Source organism: Marinicella marina (assembly GCF_030065545.1).
GTDB lineage: Bacteria > Pseudomonadota > Gammaproteobacteria > Xanthomonadales > Marinicellaceae > Marinicella > Marinicella marina.
Genome location: NZ_JASJNC010000008.1, coordinates 173,409 through 191,475 on the forward strand (window position 1 = coordinate 173,409; position 18,067 = coordinate 191,475).

Genomic DNA, 18,067 nt, shown 5'->3' on the forward strand with positions numbered 1-18,067 from the left:
ATGCAAGAAATTGTTTTAAAACATCACCAATTAATTTTTTCTTTATTCAAAAAGGCATTCAAACCTTTCTGACCTTCTGCCGATACACGCACAGCGGCAATGACTTGAGTGGTGTATTCATCAATTTTTTTCTGTTGCGGCAAAGTTCTCCCAACCACAGACATCACCAGTTTTTTGCTGATTTCTTTCGCATTTGGACCGGTTTCGTTAAGCAATTTGAGCTGCTGATCTATCCAAGCGTCAACTTCATCAGCGCCCATGACCTCAGAGACAATGCCCAAATCCTTGGCCCTTTGAGCATCAAAAATTTCAGCCGTCTGAAAATAGCGTCTGGCTTTTCTGGTGCCAATGGCATCAATCACATATGGTGAGATGACCGCAGGAACCAAGCCCAACTTGGCTTCAGTCAATCCGAACTTGGCATCAGTCTCAGCCACAACCAAATCACAACAACAAGCCAACCCAACACCGCCACCCAATGCCAAACCTTGCACTTTAGCAATGGTTGCCTTGGCATTAAAATTAATGGTACGCATCAAAGCAGCTAGCTTTTCTGAATCAGCTTTGTTTTCATCTTCAGTAGCTTGAGCCATACTTTTCATCCAATTTATATCAGCTCCAGCGGAAAATGATTTACCATTGGCACTGAGACAAATTACTTGGACATTTTTATTGTCATTCAGCGCATTGAACACAGCGGTTAACTCTTCAATCATTTTTGCATTGAAGGCATTGTGCACATCTGGACGATTCATGATGACATGTGACACGCCGTTGTTGTCGTTTTTAAGCTCTAAGGTTTTATATCTGTTAAACATTTGTTTACCTGGTTACATTCTGAATACGCCATAATTGACTTCACCCACATCCGCGTGTGTACTGGATGCTATTGCCAGAGACAGTACTTTTCTGGTATCAGCCGGATCAATCACACCATCGTCCCAAAGCCTTGCAGTGGAATAATATGGGTGACCCTGGTCCTCATATTGCTGCTTGATTTGGTCATAAAACTGTTGTTTTTCATCCTGATCCCAATGCTTTTCCATTTTATCATAGCCATCTTGTTTGACAGTAGTTAGCACCGAAGCAGCTTGGTCACCACCCATCACTGAAATTCTGGCGTTGGGCCACATCCACAAAAAGCGGCCCTGATAAGCACGACCATTCATGGCGTAATTGCCGGCACCAAAAGAGCCGCCAATCACAACAGTAAATTTAGGTACTTGGGCACAAGCAACAGCTGTGACCATTTTTGCACCGTCTTTGGCTATGCCAGCGTTTTCATACTTTTGCCCAACCATGAAACCAGTGATATTTTGTAAAAACACCAAGGGGATTTTACGTTGGTTACATAATTCAACAAAATGCGCACCCTTTAATGCTGACTCAGCAAACAAAATACCATTATTAGCCACTATACCCACAGGGTAACCATTGATGTGAGCAAAACCACAAATCAGTGTGGTGCCATATTTGGCTTTGAACTCCTGAAACTCTGAAGCATCAACAATTCGGGCTATGATTTCTTTTACATCATATGGGTTTCTGGTGGACTGAGGAATGATGCCATACAGTTCATGTTTTGGATAAAGCGGCTCTCTGGGTGCTTGACGTTTAAGCCAGTCAAATTCAGGGCGATTCAAAAAGCGCAATGAATTTCTAGCCATTTGCAAAGCGTGTTGGTCATTTTCTGCAAAATGATCGGTCACCCCAGATTGAGATGAATGCACTTCTGCACCCCCCAATGATTCTGCATCAACCACCTCACCTGTTGCTGCTTTAACCAAAGGCGGCCCACCCAAAAATATGGTGCCCTGTTCTTTGACTATGATGGCTTCATCACACATGGCAGGTACGTAAGCCCCACCTGCTGTACAAGAACCCATAACCACTGCTATTTGTGGAATGTTTTTTGATGAAAGCTGTGCTTGGTTGTAAAAAATCCGACCAAAATGCTCTTTATCTGGAAAAACATCATCTTGTAACGGCAAAAAAGCGCCGCCTGAATCGACCAGGTAAATACATGGCAAATTATTTTCCAAGGCAATTTCTTGCGCCCTGAGGTGTTTTTTTACCGTAATTGGGAAGTATGTGCCACCTTTTACAGTGGCATCGTTGGCAGCTATCATCACCAACTGACCGTGAACCTTACCAATACCTGCAACCATGCCTGCAGCAGGCGCCGCATCTTGGTACATACCTGTGGCGGCCATTGGTGCTATTTCCAAAAAAGGACTGCCAGCGTCTAACAATAAGTTAATGCGATCACGTACCAACAATTTACCGCGATCAGTGTGTTTCTTTCTTGAGCGCTCTGAGCCACCCAGTGCTGTTTGCTTGAGTTTGCTGCGTAAATCTGCAACCAATTGTTGCATGAATGCACGATTTTCATCAAACTGCGTCGAAGTTGAATCGATTTGGGTTTTGATGATTTTCATTTTCAGACCAACTCAACAGCAATTGCAGTGGCCTCACCGCCACCAATACACAACGATGCAACACCTTTCTTCAATCCCCTGTTCTTCAGTGCGTGTATCAATGTCACTAAAATGCGATTGCCAGATGCACCGATTGGATGACCCAACGCAGTCGCGCCACCATTCACGTTGACTTTATCGTGAGGCAGATTCAGTTCATCCATGGCTGCCATTGTCACCACTGCAAAGGCCTCGTTAATTTCAAACAAATCAACATCTTGCACTGACCAGTTAATTTTTTTCATCAACTTTTCAATCGCAGTGACTGGTGCCGTAGTGAACCATTCAGGTTCATGTGCAAACTGATGATGGCCAACGATTTTTGCCAGCGGTGTTAAATTGTGTTCATTTACATATTGCGCTGAGGCCAATAATGTCATTGAGGCCCCGTCTGAAATTTTTGAGGCGTTGGCAGCCGTTACGGTGCCATTCTCACGCCTGAAAGCAGGCCTTAAATGAGGTATTTTACTGATGTCACATTTGGCAGGCTCTTCGTCCTCTGAGGCCACCACTGTAGCTTTCCTGGATTTCACCTCCACTGCCGTGATTTCATTTTCAAAGGCACCCGTTTCTATAGCAGTCATGGCCCTTCTAACTGACTCAGCTGAAAACTCATCTTGGGCTTCACGGCTGTAATTGTATTTATCGGCACATGATTCAGCAAAATTACCCATCATATTGCCATCGTAGGGGTTTTGCAGACCATCGAAAAACATATGATCTAACATTTGCGCATGACCCATGCGGTAGCCACCACGTGCTTTAGGTAACAAATATGGTGCCATAGTCATTGATTCTAGACCACCTGCAATCACCAAATCAGCTGATCCTGCTTTGATGGTATCGTGTGCCATCATGACAGTTTTCATGCCTGAACCACAAACTTTATTAATCGTTGTACAACGCACTGATAAAGGCAGACCAGCATGCAACACAGCCTGTCTGGCAGGCGCCTGACCCAAGCCGGCAGGCAAAACACAGCCAATCAGGGCTTCATCTATGTCGTTTTGATTGATACTGACTTCATCAATGACTGCTTTGACGGCTGCTGCACCTAAATCAGTGGCAGGGGTGTTAGCAAATTGACCTTGAAAGGAACCGATAGGCGTTCGCTTGGCCGCAACAATGTATACGTCATTATTGGATTCTGTTGTCATTTCTTATCTCTTAAAAGTGGGTTTAAATTCAGGCTTTGGCTTCACGATATAATTCGCGTCCAATCAACATCAAGCGAATTTCATTGGTACCAGCACCTATGTCATACAGTTTGGCATCACGCAATAAACGACCTGTTGGGTATTCATTAATATAACCGTTGCCACCGAGCGTCTGAATGGCCTCTAAGGCAACCTGCACTGCAGCACTTGAAGAAAAATACAAACAAGCAGCTGGATCCAACCTAGATTCGACGCCTTGGTCGTAATCCTTGGCTATGCCATAAGCAAAATAACGAGCAGCTTGCAAATCTGCATACATCTTACCAATTTTTGCTTGCATCAAGCCAAATTGACCCAAATCTTTACCAAACTGTTTGCGCTCTGAAGTGTACGGAACAGCCACATCCATGGCCGCTTGCATGATGCCAATAGGGCCACCAGAAAGTACCAGTCGTTCGGTGTTCAATCCTGACATCAAGATTCCGACGCCTTGGTTCACCTCACCCAGCACGTTTTCAGCTGGAATACGACAGTCCTCGAAGACCAATTCACAAGTATTGGAGCCACGCATACCGAGCTTATCCAGTTTCTGCGCAGTTGAGAAGCCAGCCATCCCTTTTTCAATAATGAATGCAGTCATACATCGAGAACCAGCCGATGCGTCAGCAGTTCGCATATAAACAATCAAAACATCAGCATCTGGTCCGTTGGTGATCCACATTTTATTACCATTGGCGATCCAATCATCACCGTCTTTAACGGCATTACATGACATCGAACCAACCACATCAGAGCCAGCACCTGGTTCGCTCATGGCTAAAGCACCAACAAATTCGCCAGAACAAAGTTTAGGTAAATACTTTTGTCTTTGTTGCCCGGTGGCATGCTTGTATAGATTGGACACACAAAGATTAGAATGTGCACCATAAGATAGACCCACCGAGGCAGAACCTCGAGATATTTCTTCCATCGCAATCAGATGAGCCAAATTACCCATCTCAGATCCACCATATTTACCTGGGACAGTCATGCCAAGCAAACCCAAATCACCCATTTTCAACCACAGGTCTTCAGGAAATAGGTTTTCTGCATCGATTTTTTCAGCTCGAGGTGCAATCTCTTCAGCAGTGAATTTTCGAACCGTATCTCTTAACAGCTCTAACTCTTCGTTCAAAGCGACATCGTAATTCATTAACTGTTACCGTTTTTAGTTCTACCAGAAAACTTGACATTCTTTTGACACATAAATGGCAGCTTAACCCGACCCATTTTTTCAATTCTTTCTTCACCCATGCGGTCAGCAGCTTTCCAGGTGGCAATGCCATCTCTGTCAGCAATTTCAAATATTTTAATGATGTTGTAGTAAATATTCCGTGTCATCCGTAAAGCACGTTCGCGGTTATAACCTTCTAGCTCAATCGATACGTTCATCAAACCACCGGCATTAACCGCATAATCTGGTGCGTAAATCATGCCTTTTTGCTCCAATTCATCACCATGGCGAGCTTCTGCTAATTGATTGTTGGCACTGCCACATACCACATCAAATTTAAAGCGGTCGATGGTGTCATCATTGACTGTTGCGCCCAGAGCACAAGGCGAGTAAACATGAGCATCCACATCATATATGTCATCCAAACCAACGGCTTCACAGCCATATTCATCAACACAGTGTTGAATGGCCTCTTGATTGATGTCTGTGACAAAAATTTTCGCGCCGTCTTTGTGTAACAGTTTAACCAGCTCCATACCAACATGGCCTACACCTTGAACTGCATAACTATAATCACCAATGTTTTGGTTTCCGTATTTCTTTTCCAGACTGGCTTTGATGCCTTGATAAGTGCCGTACGCGGTGAACGGTGAAGGGTCTCCTGAACCACCATGTACCTGATGTACACCAACTACATTATCCGTCTCTTGAAAGACATATTCCATGTCATTAACATCAATACCAACATCCTCTGCTGTGATGTATCTACCACCCAGTGAATCCATAAAGCGGCCGAAAGCCCTGAACAGTTCTTCAGATTTGTCTTTTTTAGGGTCACCTATAATGATTGACTTACCACCACCCAGATTCAATCCCGAAACAGCGGCTTTGTAGGTCATTCCTCGTGACAGACGCAAGACATCATTCAAAGCTTCTTGCTCAGTTTGATACGGCCACATCCTCAAGCCGCCCAAAGCTGGGCCCAATACCGTGTTATGGATGGCTATGATGGCTTTTAATCCCACGTCTTTGTTATGACAAAAAACCACTTCTTCGTGTTCAGTCTTATCAATGGTCTCAAAAATATTCATTTATTGTCCTCAATGAAAACAACAGCCTTTTAGCCGCTGTTAATCTGGTTAAATTTGATCAATTCTTTTTAATAAGAATCATGAGTGTCCCCCTCAAATTCATTCAGACTCATCTATCTGTGATGATTTAATTTGAAGGTATGGGTGCGCGCAACTTGAAATTCACGCTCAGTTTTGCGCGCGCAATTATACAACAAAACTATATTTGTTGCAGCAAATACCGATTGAGATTAGGCCGACTTGGGGTAAGAGCCCAGTACTTTCAGATTGGAGGTAAAACGCTCCATTTCAGCGATGGCAGCAGCCAAATTTTGATCCTCTACATGACCCTCAACATCAATGAAAAACACATAATCCCATTTTGCCACTTTTGAAGGTCGAGACTCAATCCGCTTCATACTGATGCCATTGTCATTTAATGGTTTCAGTATTTGAAACAATACACCAGGTTCATCTTTACCGGCTACCATCAATGATGATTTATCATCACCGCTGACGGCTAACACTTGCTTGCCAATCACCAAAAATCGGGTTGAGTTATCTACTTGATCTTCAATGTCAGCATACAAAATGTTCAGGCCATACATGCCAGCAGCAGATTCACCCGCTATGGCGGCAGCGTGTTCATTGAAAGATGCTTTTCTTGCTGCCTCAGCGTTGCTTGATACCGCTATGGTATCAATTCCAGGTGCATTGGCTCGCAGCCAAGCACGGCATTGTGCCAACGATTGGCGGTGAGAGAAAATCACCGCAATGTCTTTCAATGACTTTTGTTTAGACATCAAATTATGATGGATGGGCAAATCGATTTCACCACAAATTTTCAGTGGCGAACTGATGAACATGTCAAGGGTGTGGTTGACCGCGCCCTCGGTTGAGTTTTCAATCGGCACCACGCCAAAATCAGCCACGCCAGCTTCAACTTCAGCAAACACATGATCAATGGTGGATTCGGGCATGGCCTTGACCGAATGGCCAAAATATTTGTAGGTGGCCATTTCAGAAAATGTGCCCTCCGGCCCCAAATATGCGATATTCAATGGTTTCTGTTGAGCCAAACAAGCTGACATGATTTCTTTGAACAAACGCAACAATGCTTCATCTGATAGTGGGCCGTTGTTCCGCTCCTTGACTGCGCGTAAGACTTGGGCTTCTCGCTCTGGGCGATAATAAAAGCCACCGGCATCGGCTTTGCTCTTACTTTGCGCCACCTCATTCGCTATTTCTGCGCGCTGCGTAATTAATTGCTGAATGTTTTTATCTATTTCATCAATTTTACTACGCAGCGACAACAGCCATTGTTTATTGTCTTGTGACATAAAATAAAATCAGGTTAAAACTGCATTCTAACCTGATATAAGTTTTTAATTAAGCCAATAATTCAATGATCATTGATTCAGCATTGAATTCAATCAAATCCATTACTAAAAATCAAATCATTCAAATGTGTCTTGAATAAAGTCAACGCATTGTCAATCCCAGCTGCCACGATGACCCACTTTCCATCAGAACTTACATCCAAGGCTATGGGGCCTGCCAAGCTATTGATCCCGTTGACATTGTCTTGCTCGATGTCAGCGAAAATCAATTGCCCGTATTGTGGGTTACTGGCTGCATTAATTCTTCGGAATGAGACCATGCTTGAATCATCAAAGCCCAAGCCATAAAGACGACTGTCATCAGGTGATCCAACCACTGCCAATGGCGCATCTAAACCTATGAAGTCAGCCTGTTGTTGCGTCAATGAAGCATTGAAACTGAGGTTGCCAGTGGGAGATCGATCAAACACTGTGACACTGTCATCACCACGACCCATGATGTATACATGTCGGTTATCTAGTGATGACCAGATGGATGAAGCGCCGCCCAAACCTTGCACACCATTGACACCTTTTTTGAAAGCAGTTGAGAAGTTCAGCTCACCGGTTTCACTGTCACGATCAAAGACCACCAAGGAAGATGAAAAATCAGCCGCAACCAGTACTTGAGTGCCATCAGCGGTGACATGGACATCAATTGGCCGTTCCATAAAGGTGACTTCACCGCCGGTATCATTGGGATCGTTCACACCCAAAACTTCTTTTTCGATATAGCTCAGGGTGCCGTCATTTTCATTCACTGAGAACACACCGATGGCATTGGATTCGCTACCGGCGGCATAAAGAAATTGTCCATCTGGACTCATAGATAATGCATAAACCCCATCAATACCAAAGTCCGCTGTTAAGTTATTTTCAACCGTTTGGTTCAAGGCCAGTGTTCCATCGGCATTGTTGCGAGTAAATGACATGATGGCTTGATCACCACTGGCAGCCGTATATAAGTGTTGACCGTTAGGCGAAATAACCATGTCTCTGATCAGACCAAATAAGCCACTCTCAAACCCTGCTCGTTGATTATCAATGGTTTCCAGATAACTTAAATTACCAGATTCCAAAGCAAAGCGCAAAACACTACCCCCAGCGTTGAGGGATGATACGTACACAAAATTACTGTCACTACTGAACACCACATCTGATGGACTGATCAAATCAGGTACGTCATCGTTATTTATTGAATCACCCTCTTCTGTTTGTTCATCTTGATTGGCATCTAGGATAAACGCAGTAAGAACATCGTTGACTAGGGTCGCTTGACGTGGGTTACTTAACTGCACCGTCATGATTTCAATATTTTCATCCTCAGCATCTGACAAAAAGGTGACCGGAATGCTGGCAGCTGTTTGTCCCACAGGAATACTGATGGTGCCCGAGGCAGCAATAAAATCGGCGCCCGGTGTGGCCGTCCGAGCAACGGTGACATAATCAACTGCAACAACCTGATCATAAGCCCTAGAAAGCTTTAATTCAAAATCATGAACAAGGGTACCTGATGCTGGTTCGTAAACCACTGCATCGAATCCTTGTAGCTGTGGTAATCCGTCGTCATCTAAAATAGTACCTGTGGCTCGATCAAATTGAATCACACCATTTTCAGCACCACTGAGAACCACCTCAAAAGTTTCGCTGTTCTCAATCAGCGTATCACCACACACTTGAATGGTAACATTAGTTTCGGTGGCACCCACTGGAATGCTTGCCCTGCCACTGGCATTGAGGTAATCAACATCAAAACCACAATTATCACCACCGATGGCATCACCATCGATGTTTTGCCAATCAACGGAGACCACTTCTTCAGAATCATTGGAAATCTGAACTTTAAACACCATTTCGCTTTGACCAGACTGACCCTCAGTTACTTCAGAAGGCAAGATACTGATCACAGACACATCATCAGCCAAATTGATCGGATCTATGTCTAACCTTTCTGCCACCCCATAGTCACCAACCAAAACTTCAGCAACCAAAGAGCCATTGATATATACAGAAGCAGAGTCGCCAGGTCTGGCTTTACCAAACACCCTGGGATCATTGCTGTCCATGGGTACCCTCAATGCATACAAACCATTGAGGTTATCATCTGTCCCCATGCTGTATTTAGCGACTGTCAAGAGTTGACTGTTTAGGTAAATACTGACTTCAGATTCAGTTGGCAATGGCGCACCAAACCAAGTGGCCGTTCCATAAAGCACAAAGTCCGGCTGTGATAGTTTGGCCGCAGCTTGGTTACCTAAAACCAACAACAAGACCGAAATGATTAACAGGCTTTTAATACGCTTCATGATCAATTTCCTGAATAAGAGTAAGTAGTAAAGAACAGGTGAATATCATCCACACCGTTACCATCACGTTCACCATCACCATCAGGGATCAGTTGACCGTCGATAAATGTATCCAATCCTTCATTCGGATCATTGAGGAAACTGGCACCCGGTATGATCATCATCCATTTGCGGTTCCAAACAGATCGACCCACCAATCTTGAATTAGATGCCACTTGATCAATGTCAAATGGTTCAGTGAAGTGGTAAGCCAAGTACTGTGAATACCTGCGAATTTCAGTTGGATCACCAATTTGGTTATCAATACTGGGCAGCCAATCGTGCGCATCCAAGTCAGTTGCACCAAGTGGTAATGGCACTGGCACCACCTGATCAAGTATTTGCCATTGTCGGACATTGAAATCATCCGCATCTGGTGAACGCATCACATCAGCACCTATTGGAATCAAGTACATTCTGGGCGTATTCGCCAATGGTAAGTTAGCGTATGATTCAAACCAGGTCCCCACGCCGCGAATACGGGTTGAGAATTGACTTGAATCATAAGCACTGTCATTGGGCCCTAGTTCATTGCCGAAAAAATTCAACCCAAACAGGACATTGGTATCAAAGGTGATAACCAATCCTGGTTGTGGCCCCGCTTCCTCGGGAGCGAATGGTCTGGCATAACGCCTGAACTCAGGTACATCCCAGAGGTTATCGACTCTGGATGCGGCCAATTGTTCACGCCAGATGTCATCTGACTCCTCTTCATCGGTTATTCTGAACAGCTCATAACGCAGGGAGAACCGATTGGTTTCTACTTGCGGATTGTTGAAGCCCATCTGACCCTTCAACACATCAAAATTCAATTTCATTCGGGCCATGGCATCAGCCAATCCTCGAGAACCTACGACCGGTTCCCCATTGAGAATCTGACCTATAGAGCGCTCTCTGACTATGTCGGTCAAGAATGATTGTCCTGCTTGTGAATCTGATCCCAATAGATTAGTTTCATAGTCATAAGCAGCAGCTGCCATGTAGACATAACGAGCAGCTTGATCAAAAGCGGCGCGGTATTTTTGCAGGGCATCATTGCGGAAAATCCTGAAAGCCATGTCTTCATACCTGTACTCTTGAATAGCAGCAGCGCCACTGCGTCTGAAGGCCGTTAGTTTTTCACCGACTTGTAGCCCTTCATTCAAGGTGGTGTTGTATTTACCTATCAATTGTCTGGCAGTTTCAGCTCGAGCATATATTTCAGCCCGCAAGGCAGGTTCCTGCCTGAGTAATACATCAATTTCGCCTGACACATTATACAATTCAAGGTCTGAATCATTGATTTGGATGTCTCTTTCAGCCGCTGTTGCAACATGATTGATTGATAATTCAACGCCGTTGGCAGCAACCTCTAAACCGTCTCCAACTGAATCAACTGCAAAAGCAGTCACATCTCCCAATGCGCCTGTTCCACATCTGATGGTTGAAAACAGGTCTCCACCTGCCGCTAATCCCGCAACAAAATTTCCTGGAATACAATCTCCAGTTGTTTCAAATGTGGTATCTAAGCCTTCAGCCGTTCGATGCGCTATTGCTGCTGCAGTGTTGATTGCGAAAACAGATGCTTCAATGGCCAGTATGGTGTCATTGGCATCGTTAGTGATGCTTAGATTATCGGCCAAAACGTTGAATGTAGCGCGCAATCCTTGAATCGCATCATTCACATCTTGTCTTAAAATATCATAATCTATCATCGCCTGACGCAACGCAATTCTGGCTTGAACCATTTCATTCTGAACTTCTTGTAAACGACCAACAGCACGCCTTGAACCCGTCCAGTTGTCAGGTTTAGCAAAGGCAAAGCCCAAATCAGCAGATTCGATTGTTTGATAGGTAACATCCAATGAATCCGTTGTGATGGTTCCAAGAGCACACCCCTGTGCCAAAGGTGTATCACCACAGTAAGCTGCTGCAGCTTCACCACTTAATTCGTTTGGACCAAAACCATAGAACCCCAGTCCTCCTGCAATGGGCGCATAACTGCCTGTGAATTCCCTGATGACTCCAACCGAATTGGTGCTTGGATCGTAGCCGGTACAATTGCCAGGTGTGCCCTCAGTGCATGAAAAGTCGAAAGCTGTTCCCGCTAAGGCTGGGCTGTCAATGTACATATAATGATACAAATCAGGACCATCATAGCCCGCGGGATAGGTACCACCAGGACCGATATCATCATCATAAGGCATACCAAAAATTTCAATCAATTGATTATTGAAATCATTCTCTTCAAAAATGGCGTTGTCGGTTAAGTCATCAACGCTGTCTTGGTTTTGGCGCATCAAATTATTGATTTGGTTAGCAAAATCCCACACACTGATGACATTATCTAAGGCTTGTTCAGCACGCTCATAAACCTGTTCAAAATGAGATCTGCTATTGATACCAGCGTTTAGCAGGGAAGGATCGATATCAAACGGCACCACACCACTGGCCAGACCCAATGGATTCAATCCTCGGTCACTTTCGTCTATTTGAGCTTGTATACTTAAATATTGAGCAGCAATCTCATCCAGTTCAAAAATATTACTGCGTTCAATCCTTTGAATGCCAACTTTATCAGGATCAGGATCTTCCGAGGGTATGATTGAGTTAACTGTTACCCAGTCAAAATAAGCTGCCATACCTGCCCTGTGACCCCAACCTGAGACACCCCAAGCACGCTCTGCATCACTGTCAACATAGCCTTGGTATTGACCAGCAGGATCTTCAACATAGGCCGAGCGGTAAGTCAAGTCTACAACTTCAGCTCCAACCCTGGCCTTCGCCGCTGCCGTTTCAGCAAATTGCCGCTCATCCAAAAAGTCAACCTGAATTGGCGCGCCAGCAATGGTGATTGCCTCAGCCCTGGGGTTCCAACTGTAAAATGGGTTTTTCAATAATTCATAGTAAATATCAGTAGCCGTCAAATAATGGCCCCAAGCATCACCATGCCCTTGTGGAAATTGAATTCGCGCATCGAATTCATCAATCACGCCCGATGAGTTTTGGTCTGAAATGTTATAAGACAATGCATAGGCCACTTCACCATCACCGGTGGTGAAATTCCAGAACAAGCGGTTATAGACAGGGTTGGCCGCGACCGGACCTTGGCTGTCATCACGACCTCGCAACAAGACCAGTTCCTCTGACAACAAAGAGTCCAATTGGTTTTGGAAGTTAAAGATGGTTGGCGCCAGTGACACCACACCGTCTTCGGTTGAAATACCAATCATTGGGTCTTGTGCATCGGCATAGGCTTCGTTACCTAATAAAGTGTAAAAGTCCACCAATCTTGAGGCCACCAACAAAATCGCATTGTTGGCTGGTTCATAGTTCACTGGTGGCGTTGAATTGACACTCAATGACAAAGCACGGCGCATCACCGTAGTGTAAGCTTCAATCAAGCCAATGCTGTTGAGGTTATCCGGGTCGTTATTCATGGCAATGTCACCTTCGTAACGCTCTCCTAATTGAATCAACATGCTGGCATAATTATTGGTACCAGCCTGAGCAAAGTTTTGTACCCTGGCCTCAAATGGATTCAAGCGCTTCAGTACCCGCTTAACCCAACCTTCAGCCAATTGTGCCCGCTCATTCAATGGTGTGGCACCAGGTTGACCTGCCCATAAGCTCCATTCAGAACCATTATTACATGAGGGTAAACCACGGTATCTGGCGATATACCAGTTGTCAGACAGGGTTTGGATGTTAGCACCCGCAATGGTTATTTCATTGGCACCCAAAGGTTCACTGACTGGGTATTTGATCCAGCCATTAAGTTGGCCTGATTCTGGAACCGGCAATATTTCAGGTGGCGTACCATCTGAGTCAGGTTGGAAAAACCATTCAAACTCGAGTGCATCTGGGTTGCCACCAAAATCACCTGAATGCCTCAGCACAATTTGTTCATCAAAGATATTCTCTGGTGCTATGACCTGCAGTTGCCCTTGATAGGGTTTGTTGATTACTGCTACCTCTGGTGGCGGAGGTGAAATCAAGCAATCAACTCGTATGATATTCAAACTCACTGGTAATGGTGTTAATGAGGGATCATTATTGAAAGCAATGGTCATAAAACCGCTGCCTTGTGCACTACCTGCTGTCAGTGCTGCTTGTGCGCCTACCGCAACAAATGGCTCTAACACGTAGTCATTATTGGTGTCTTGGTAACCAATAAGCACATCATCTGCAGTCACTGGGTTGGACGCCAAACATTGACGAACATTGTTTTCACCAATGATTGAATTGGTACAAATACGTTCAATCCCATTGGGGTTTCGACTGAGCCTAAACAATGCTTCTACCGCCTCATCCCAACTACAACCAGCAACTTGACAGTCACCAGTAAAAGAAGATTCTTCAGTACCATTACCGCCATCCAGTTTTTTCAATGCCACACGGTCTGTTTTTGATAAAACATTAGGTACCAACAAAGGTTCCCCTGCACCAGTTTCATCAAATAACCCTTGAAGAATTAATTTGCTGTTCAAAGAGTCGTATGACATGCGCTTTTTGATAGCCGCCGGTAATTTGATGGTGCCATCGGCTGATCCCAAAATCAAATCCAAACCGGTGGTTTGTAATTCAGTGGCTATCTCTTCTGGCACCTCGTCTAGGACCACAAAACGTGGACTCAATGGGTCTATCATTTGCGCCAAAGTATCTGTTGGCAATGGCTCGGGCAAAGAGTCATATAAATCATCATAAACTACCTGCACAGCAGCTTGATTGATGATGTCAGGTAAACCTCGCTTGGGAGTCAACAAAGTCTCTCCAATGACCAGTTGAGGTACATCCGATGGCCATGTGATGTCATACCTGATTTTAATTGGATCGGTGGGGTTGGCGGTGCCGCCTTTTTCTTCTGACAATCTTGCTAACCAAGGCACACAAGTGGTGTCTAAGTCAGGCTCACCATCGGCATTGATGTCATCCTGAACATCATTGTTATCCAAATCATAGAAAAAACCTGGTTGTAATGGGTAATGATAAAGTAATTCACCACTGCCGGCAGATTTAGCCCAAATTTGCGCTTTATAGTCTTGGAAGAAAGGTGGTGGCGGCTGTTCGCCTTGGGCCTGACCCACGGCTCGACTCTCAATACAGGAAGGCAACAACCTGACTGGATAAGGTGGAGAAACTGTGGTGGCGGCCAAACCAGTGAACTGAAAGCTGTTGTATCCAGCGCCTGTAGCCAACACTTCGTAAACACGCATTTTCCATTCCAACACAGCTTCATCATAATACTTGACCAAAACATAAGGGTCCGATGAGGCGCTGGCATCACCTTGAAGTTCCGAACCAAAATCTGACCTGAGAGCAAATACTGCCTCATAACCAGTACCGGTGTTCGATGGAGCAAATATCGCATGCTCATCATTGGGATTGAAGCCAGGTAAATTAGGGTCTGACTGGATGTAAATCTGTTGTGATGGATAAGTCAAAGGATCGAGTGGGTCTTGACCCAAAACTTCACCACCTAACTGACTGGCGATGATGATTTTATCGGGATCAAATGGCCATTGTGGGTTGTACCTGACGGCACTGTCAGGCCAATAAACACCACGAGAGTTATTCTTGTACCAAGCCACAGAAAGCTCCCTACCCACATCTTGTGGACGTGATGAAACAATGCGATTGACAGGTATGATTTGCCCTGTTCTGGCAGAACGATTATAAGCAGCACTGATTCCTGTGCCATCATAGTAAGCCAGTTCATTCAAAACATATCCTGTGCGACCAATTTCGTTGTGGATGTCATTGGTCACTTTTTTACCGATTTCCCAATCAACATTGTCCTTAAAGTCAGTCAATGAACTGAACGGCACCGTCCTGACAACTTCTATCTCCACCGGATATGTGGTTGGGTCAGGTGCGGGTCCATTGAGGTAAACCATGGAAGAAAAGCCAGAGAGGTTATTATTGAAAACTTTGTTATTTACAATGGCATCTCCACTGCCAAAGGCCAGTTCAAAGAAGATATACTCACCCGAGGCTGGTTCAATTTCCACCGGTGCACCCGCAGCATGAAGCTGATAACACTCCTCAGTACGCGTGAGGTTTTCACAAGGTTCACTGGGCCAGTTGGCTACGCCAGAGGTAATGACTCTATTGGGATTTGTCAAGTCTGAAGAAGTACGCCAATGCACCTCAATTTCATTGAAAGGTTGCAATGGTATCAATTGGGCCAACCTGTAATCAGGCGTGCCCTCTTGACCAATCGGCCCTTGCCAATAAAATAATTTATCTTGTAGAGCAGCTACCGGTTCACCGTTTCTGAAAAACTCAGGAATTAATGTCACATTATCTAGCAAGGCACTGGGTGGTGCGACCAATGCCACACCCACTGGCCATGATTCAACTTGAAATGGCCTGCCATCCAAGCCCCAGTTTGTGATGAATATATCGGTACCACCATTACCATCAAATCGGTTATCTTGACCGAAAAGAATACTGCTTTGCATCTCACCGGCGACAAACAAACTGCCAATGCCATCAGTGGTAATAGAAATACCTCTCTCGGTCTCTATATCACCCATGATGGCTGGATAACCATCGGTGTCGTCATAAAAATTACCACCTGTTAACCAGCAGGCTACACCATCAGGATTAAATGACATCATAAAGACATCGTCAAACTCATTGTCTGACTCAATTGTTTCATCAAAGAGTGCTGCACCAGCAGCGCATTGGTTCTGTATATTAGGCTGTGTAATTGAGCCTTGAAAAAAACCTGTTTGATAGATGAAACCATCGTTATCAACAGTTAAACCTTGACCAGAAGAAGTCGAAGCTCTGGAGTTGTTGTTTTGATCGAAAACAGTATTATGGGTTGGATACCTGACCCAATCACAACTCAAATCAGTATTGAAACTTGATAAAACGCTACCTGCCGGAACATTCTGCCCACAATAACTTGTTCCATCTGTGACATTGGTTCCCGATATAATAACCCTGTTATTTTCATCGTCGTAAACCATATCATTGACTTGAATGTTACTGTTAAAAGAGACTTCAGAATTCAATGATGGTGAACTGCTACCGGTATTTGTCACATCAAAAACAAAATTTTCTGCTGACCCTGTACCTTGCACTGTAATATTGTCAACATGCCAAGCGTCATAACATGATCCAGTACTCACATTTTTCCTGAACACAAGCCTGGCTCCATTTGGAAACACATTGGCTGGGATGTTGTATGAAAATCGGGCATTTGTCCTTGTGCCTCCTCCAGCAAATTCTCCTAAATAATAATAGCCACTGGTAGATGCACTGGTCCCTGCATTGGCAGGGGCTAAATAAACATATAAGTTTTCACCAGGATCTGGCGGCTCTGAAAATCCACCACCACCCTCAATAACATCAAAAGATACTGTGTAACTGCCTATGCCAACTGTGTTGTATGAAGGAGAATAAACCAATAAATTCTGCAAAAAGTTGGTGCTGCCATTAACTTGAGGGGTACCACCTAGGTACAAATCATTGGTTGGGTTGCCAGGTTTGTTGTGTGCTCGGTTACCATAATGTGGTTGACCCTGCCAACCTGATATGCCTGGAAAGGGGCAAGTGGTAGGATTCCAGTTACTGCCCCATCCTGCCTGAAAGATATTATTACCAGGCATTGAATTGAAGTTTTCAGCGTAAATATCAACAATACCTGTAGATTTGCCAGTAACAATCAAAACCCCATCATCACTGATATCAAGGTTGGTTGGAAATTCAGCCCTGGGGTCATTTCGATATTCTGCCCATTGAAAATCCCCATCATGTTCAAATTTAGCAAGGTATAGTTCAGAACTGTTTACTCCCAAGCCAGATGAGAGTGTTATGTTGCCATCAATGTTAGCATTTTGTCTGAAATATCCTGTTACAAAAACAGCACCTTCTTCTGGCGGAATGACACCGGCTTGTCCTTCATTGGTTTTAACGTCCACTACTTCACTTTCGAAACCAATACTGCCCATTTTTTTGGCCCATACCCAACCGCCGCCAGCATTGATTTTGGCTAAAAAGCCATTTTTAACTGAAGCACTGGCAGTTAACTCAGCTTGACCGAATCGACTAACACCAAAGTGTGAACCCACTATATACGCATTGCCGGCTTCATCGACTGTGATGCCTTGGGGGATGTCATCTGATGAGCCACCGGCCCTGATGGCCCATTCAACGGTACCGCCTTGATTCAGTTTAAGAACATAGATATCATTCAGACCACTGCTGTTTAATTCTATGCCATCAAAAACAGCTGACCCCTGAAACTGACCGATCACATAGGTGTCACCATTTGATGCAGTAACTGTATCAACTACGGTTTCATCACTGGTACCACCGCCACCGGTGGGCCAAGCTGACCAAGCAGAGGATGTCACCATCAGGATTAAAGTCAAAAGCAATGTTTTCATGTTTTTTCTGCCGCTCATAGATTTTTGTGTTTTCATTTCAGCCAC

General features: G+C 44.6%; 8 protein-coding genes. All 8 read right to left on the reverse strand.

What is annotated here, in order from left to right:
* Window positions 1-23 precede the first annotated feature (23 nt).
* The 8 genes from QNI24_RS13350 to QNI24_RS13385 all read right to left on the reverse strand — a co-directional run bounded on the left by QNI24_RS13350 (window position 24) and on the right by QNI24_RS13385 (window position 18,058).
* Window positions 24-818 carry an enoyl-CoA hydratase-related protein gene (locus QNI24_RS13350; protein ID WP_267176549.1) on the reverse strand — a complete coding sequence of 265 codons (795 nt, stop codon included), beginning with the start codon at window positions 816-818 and terminating at the stop codon, window positions 24-26.
* A gap of 12 nt (window positions 819-830) precedes the next feature.
* Window positions 831-2,438: a carboxyl transferase domain-containing protein gene (locus QNI24_RS13355; protein ID WP_267176548.1), complete on the reverse strand. Its 1,608-nt coding sequence runs from the start codon at window positions 2,436-2,438 to the stop codon at window positions 831-833.
* Between the two features lie 2 nt (window positions 2,439-2,440).
* The gene (locus tag QNI24_RS13360; RefSeq protein ID WP_267176547.1) at window positions 2,441-3,634 is read right to left on the reverse strand and encodes a thiolase family protein; all 1,194 of its coding nucleotides are present in this window, start codon (window positions 3,632-3,634) and stop codon (window positions 2,441-2,443) included.
* A 28-nt stretch (window positions 3,635-3,662) separates the two neighbouring features.
* Window positions 3,663-4,826, reverse strand: coding sequence for an acyl-CoA dehydrogenase family protein (locus tag QNI24_RS13365; protein WP_267176546.1), 1,164 nt, complete (start codon window positions 4,824-4,826; stop codon window positions 3,663-3,665).
* Window positions 4,826-5,938 (reverse strand): Glu/Leu/Phe/Val dehydrogenase dimerization domain-containing protein, encoded by a 1,113-nt coding sequence (locus QNI24_RS13370; protein ID WP_267176545.1) that lies wholly within the window; start codon window positions 5,936-5,938, stop codon window positions 4,826-4,828. The genes QNI24_RS13365 and QNI24_RS13370 overlap by 1 nt, the downstream gene beginning before the upstream one ends.
* 230 nt (window positions 5,939-6,168) lie before the next feature.
* Window positions 6,169-7,257 carry a prephenate dehydratase gene (pheA, locus tag QNI24_RS13375; RefSeq protein ID WP_267176544.1) on the reverse strand — a complete coding sequence of 363 codons (1,089 nt, stop codon included), beginning with the start codon at window positions 7,255-7,257 and terminating at the stop codon, window positions 6,169-6,171.
* 89 nt (window positions 7,258-7,346) lie between these two features.
* Window positions 7,347-9,602: a beta-propeller fold lactonase family protein gene (locus QNI24_RS13380; protein ID WP_267176543.1), complete on the reverse strand. Its 2,256-nt coding sequence runs from the start codon at window positions 9,600-9,602 to the stop codon at window positions 7,347-7,349.
* A 2-nt stretch (window positions 9,603-9,604) separates the two neighbouring features.
* Complete coding sequence (locus tag QNI24_RS13385) at window positions 9,605-18,058, reverse strand: SBBP repeat-containing protein (RefSeq protein ID WP_267176542.1); 8,454 nt, start codon at window positions 18,056-18,058, stop codon at window positions 9,605-9,607.
* Window positions 18,059-18,067: the final 9 nt, after the last annotated feature.